Source organism: Microcystis sp. LEGE 08355, assembly GCF_015207185.1.
GTDB classification, from domain to species: domain Bacteria; phylum Cyanobacteriota; class Cyanobacteriia; order Cyanobacteriales; family Microcystaceae; genus Microcystis; species Microcystis panniformis.
This window is the reverse complement of record NZ_JADEXI010000396.1, coordinates 1-4,362: the sequence shown is the minus strand read 5'-3', so window position 1 is coordinate 4,362 and position 4,362 is coordinate 1. Positions and strand designations below refer to the sequence as shown.

At 44.2% G+C, this 4,362-nt stretch carries 5 protein-coding genes and 2 pseudogenes; 6 read left to right on the top strand and 1 reads right to left on the bottom strand.

All coding sequences use genetic code 11. The annotated features are described in order from the left end of the window. The 3 genes and pseudogenes from IQ242_RS17790 to aroQ form a co-directional block, all read left to right on the top strand. A pseudogene (locus IQ242_RS17790) lies at positions 1–289 on the top strand (RNA-guided endonuclease TnpB family protein); the annotation flags it as partial. Between the two features lie 94 nt (positions 290–383). Further along, entirely contained in the window at positions 384–827 is a 444-nt protein-coding gene (locus IQ242_RS17785) for a hypothetical protein (RefSeq protein WP_061433218.1), read from the top strand. Positions 828–868: 41 nt separating this feature from the next. Beyond that, a complete protein-coding gene (aroQ, locus tag IQ242_RS17780; protein WP_193960883.1) occupies positions 869–1,321 on the top strand; it encodes a type II 3-dehydroquinate dehydratase in 453 nt (150 codons plus the stop codon). Positions 1,322–1,545: 224 nt separating this feature from the next. Here the strand turns inward: aroQ and IQ242_RS17775 are convergent, their stop codons facing one another. Next, the gene (locus IQ242_RS17775; RefSeq protein WP_052277810.1) at positions 1,546–2,127 is read right to left on the bottom strand and encodes a hypothetical protein; all 582 of its coding nucleotides are present in this window, start codon (positions 2,125–2,127) and stop codon (positions 1,546–1,548) included. Positions 2,128–2,332: 205 nt separating this feature from the next. Here IQ242_RS17775 and pyrH point away from each other — a divergent pair, with 205 nt between their 5' ends. The 3 genes and pseudogenes from pyrH to IQ242_RS17760 form a co-directional block, all read left to right on the top strand. Beyond that, a complete protein-coding gene (gene pyrH, locus IQ242_RS17770; protein WP_002762234.1) occupies positions 2,333–3,055 on the top strand; it encodes a UMP kinase in 723 nt (240 codons plus the stop codon). Positions 3,056–3,068: 13 nt separating this feature from the next. After that, complete coding sequence (gene frr, locus IQ242_RS17765; protein WP_228021067.1) at positions 3,069–3,590, top strand: ribosome recycling factor; 522 nt, start codon at positions 3,069–3,071, stop codon at positions 3,588–3,590. Between the two features lie 468 nt (positions 3,591–4,058). Continuing rightward, positions 4,059–4,217: pseudogene (locus IQ242_RS17760) on the top strand (ISNCY family transposase); the annotation flags it as partial. Between the last annotated feature and the right edge of the window lie 145 nt (positions 4,218–4,362).

The window sequence follows — 4,362 nt, the reverse complement described above, 5'->3', positions numbered from 1 at the left end:
AGGAATAAAAGTCATAATAACTGAAGAATCCTATACCTCACAATCCAGTGCTTTAGATAGGGATGAGTTACCTAAATATGGTGAAGAAAAACCATTATTTAAGGGAAAAAGGTTAGCTAGGGGACTTTATAAAATGGGAACAAATCAGTTGTTAAATGCCGATGTCAATGGGTCATTTAACATCATTAGAAAAGTAATTCCTGATGTCATTGACCAGGGAATAAAGGGTTTGCCGTTTAATCCTGTAGTGCTTGACCCACTACGAATGACTAAGCTTTCAGGCTTTTAAGTAAGTTTGAGTAAGTTTAGTTGAGCGGTAGTCTCCCATGGATAAAGCGAGAATGGGAGGAGGATCAAGATAAAACTAAGGGGAGTTTACCAGAATGTCAGGAGAAACCGTCACTTATTCCCTAGAAACTATTCTGACCAGGATCGAGGGAAAAATAGACAATCTACAAAGGGACGTTAATCAAAAATTTGACAAGATTGATGAGCGCTTTGACAGAATCGATGAAAGATTAAATAAAGTAGAGATAGGATTAGCTACTTTAACCGAGAAAGTCGTAGGTATGGATAAACGACTGGAAAAAGTGGAAAATGAACAATTTAAATCGATAGGATTGGTTGCTTTAACCGAGAAAGTCGGAGGGATGGATAAACGACTCGAAAAGGTGGAAAGTGAACAGGCTACCATGATTAAAGCTATTTCCGACCTCCAGGGATTCCGAGGTCTCATTCTACCGATCATCGTCGGTGCGCTCAGTGCTACTATTGGTGCAGTGATTACCGTAGCGGCAAAAATTTTGTTGATCGGCAATAGTCCCTGATCGAGATAAGATTAATTCTCGTGGTGATAGGGAGGACATTTGTGAATAAACTAAGCATTCTGGTTCTACACGGGCCGAATTTAAACCTATTGGGAAAAAGAGAGCCGAATCTCTACGGTAACGTCAATTTAGAGGCGATTAACCGGTTTTTAAACGAAGAAGCTACCCGTTTAGGGGTGAATTTAACCGCGCATCAGTCCAATCAGGAAGGGCAATTAGTGGACTGGATTCAGCAAGCATGGGGTCAGCAGGACGGTATTTTGATTAATGCGGGAGCTTATACTCACACCAGTATCGCCATCCGCGACGCACTATTAGGCACAAAAATGGCCTGTGTGGAAGTACACTTAAGCAATATTTACAAACGCGAGTCTTTTCGTCATCATTCCTACATTGCCGATATAGCCATCGGACAGATTAGCGGTTTTGGGGCCGAAAGTTATCGCCTAGGATTATGGGCATTAGTCGATTATTTGCAAAAGAATAAAGAATAATGATTAGGGTTTGCTCAACAAATCTAAAAACCTTGTTGGGTAAGACTTTTAGACTTTTTGGTTTCCAAAAAGTCCCGGATCTGGAAGTGATCGGGTGGAAAATTCCGGGACTTTTTCCCTGAAAATTAGGTAATTGACCCCCTCAAAATCGCTAAAACCCTACACCCTACACCCTACACCCCACACCCTGCCCCCACCGAAAAACTTTTTGCCGCAAACCCTAATTAGGCGAGCGATTCTCCCACTTCTAAGAGGGGACAAAAGGGAAAATAGGGGGAAACCGTCCAACGATAGAATTTTTTGCTGCTGGTGGACTGAAGATTAAAACGCAGGGAAACAAAGGGGAAAAAGGGAGATACGGAACAATTCCAACTGAAAGCCGGCTTAGAAATGCTATGATCGCCCTGCAAAGACCAAGCCGGGTATTGAAAAACCTCCCGGACGAGGGATTTTCCTTCATCGCTAACTTGGGCGCAGCTGCGACTAATGCCCGAAACCAAACAGAGACTATTACTGACACAATTATCATTAGAAGCCACGAGCAGGAGATTTTCCCCGGTGGTGGTTAGTTCAAAAGCGATAAAATCTCCAGCTTGCCAACGACTAAGGACTTGTCCCTGGGCATTCTGGTAGATAGCGCTGCAGTTTTCGGGATCGAGAAGACGATTACTATCGGGATCTAAGTAACCGCAAACCTTTCCCATCAGACGAGTTCCATCCTGAAACCCATACACCCAATCAAAGGTATCGATGTTAGCAGCCCCTTGATTGCTTTTGTTGACCAATAGTAATCGATCGCTGACCACGGTTATTAATTCTCTATAAAACTAAGCTCCTTTTAATAACAAAGGTATCACTAAATACAAATTCCCCAAGGAAAAGATTTATTAATCTTAACTTGTCGGCCCCAGGGGAGAGTGAACTGGTCAACTTAAATCAAGGCCAAAACCTGCTATCTTATGGGGAGACAAAAATTATCTAGATCTTGTTTTAGCGAGTGGTAGTAAGGGCATGGCGTACAAGCGGGTATTATTAAAACTGAGTGGGGAGGCCCTAATGGGCAATCTCGGCTATGGGATCGACCCGATGGTGGTTTCCGCTATCGCTCAGGAAATCTCCGAAGTGGTTGACCAAGGCATCCAATTGGCGATCGTGGTCGGTGGGGGCAATATTTTTCGCGGGGTGAAAGCCGCCTCGGCCGGCATGGATCGGGCCACGGCCGATTATATTGGTATGATAGCAACAGTCATGAACGCTATGACCTTGCAGGATGCCCTAGAACGAGCGCAAGTACCGACTAGGGTATTAACGGCGATTGCCATGCAGGAATTAGCTGAACCCTACATCCGCCGGCGAGCAATCCGTCATCTGGAAAAAGGTCGGGTAGTGGTTTTCGGTGCGGGATCGGGTAATCCTTTCTTTACCACCGATACCACGGCGGCCCTGCGCGCTGCCGAAATTGATGCGGAAGTGGTGTTTAAAGCGACGAAAGTGGATGGAGTTTATGATTCCGATCCCTCCCATAACCCTAACGCGCGACGCTTTCAAAGTCTTACCTACGGTCATGTGCTGACTCATGATCTGCGGGTGATGGACGGAACTGCGATCGCTCTGTGCAAGGAAAATAATATCCCGATAGTCGTTTTCGATCTGTCGGTGACAGGTAATATTGTTCGCGCTGTCAAAGGTGAACCCGTTGGAACATTGGTAGGAGGATTCTGTGAAGTTAGCTGAAGTTCAAGACCAGATGCAGAAAACCGTCGAATCAACCCAGAGAGCTTTTAATACGATTCGTACCGGCCGGGCAAATGCTTCTCTTTTAGATCGGATCGTGGTGGAGTATTATGGCATGGAAACTCCCCTCAAGTCCCTAGCGACAATTAGCACTCCCGACGCGACCACGATCGCCATTCAACCCTTTGATCGTACCAGTATGGGGGCGATCGAAAAGGCGATTTCTCTCTCGGACGTGGGTTTAACCCCCAGTAATGACGGTCAGACCATTCGTTTGAATATCCCTCCCCTCACTAGCGATCGCCGCAAGGAATTGGTCAAATTAGCGGCGAAATTGGCCGAAGAAGGAAAGGTGGCTATCCGCAATATTCGCCGGGATGCGATCGATGCTATCCGTAAACGGGAAAAAGGTCACGAAATTTCTGAGGATGAATCCAGGGATTTACAGGATCAAGTGCAGAAATCCACCGATAAATTTATCGCCAAAATCGAGGATTTATTAACGACAAAAGAAAAAGATATCATGACCGTTTAAGTTTTTTTCTCCTCATGGATAGAACAGGCTTTTTGTCTGTTCTATTTAGCTTTTTATCCCTATTTAAAAGGTATAGGGGAGTGAGAAGGTTTGGGGGTGAAGTCTTTCCGTATCGCGGCATCTCAGGTTCTACCATTTTCTTTATTCGTGGCAGGCATCCTACTCCCCCTCTCCCACCCCCGCCTTGGGGGCAAGGGTAATTAACCATCTCTGCCATTACTTGAGAAAATTTCTTCTTTCTGTTAGTTGATTGATCATAATAGCCGTACATTTTAGAGCATGAGTAATCACTAAACAAGAATTTTTTTCTGGTAATAATTGTTAAAATTGAGGCAGTTTTAAAGCATCATTATGACGGGTATTATACTAAATACGGTTATTAAAAACTGATTATTTATCCCCCCCTTTTGCCCGTCCTTATAAGTAGCATTATGCTCAACGGATTTAGTATTATTGGTTGCTATGCGCGGAGATAGGAGTTGTCAATCAGCCAAAAAACTTTGGGGCCAGTTTACCCGGTGTTTACCGACAATGTGCTGTTACTTACACAGACTTTTGGGAGTCCTATAAGACAGTAATTCCCAGTAAACGTCATCGACCAGTCGGTCAAGAAACTGGTCAAACTAATCCTATTGAAAGATTAAATAGGGCTTGCTGAATAAATCTAAAAACCTTGTTGGATAAGACTTTTGGACTTTTTTCCCCTCAAAAAGTACCAGATATGGGAGTGATCAGGGGGAAATTCAGGGACTTTTTCCCTGAAAATTAGGTA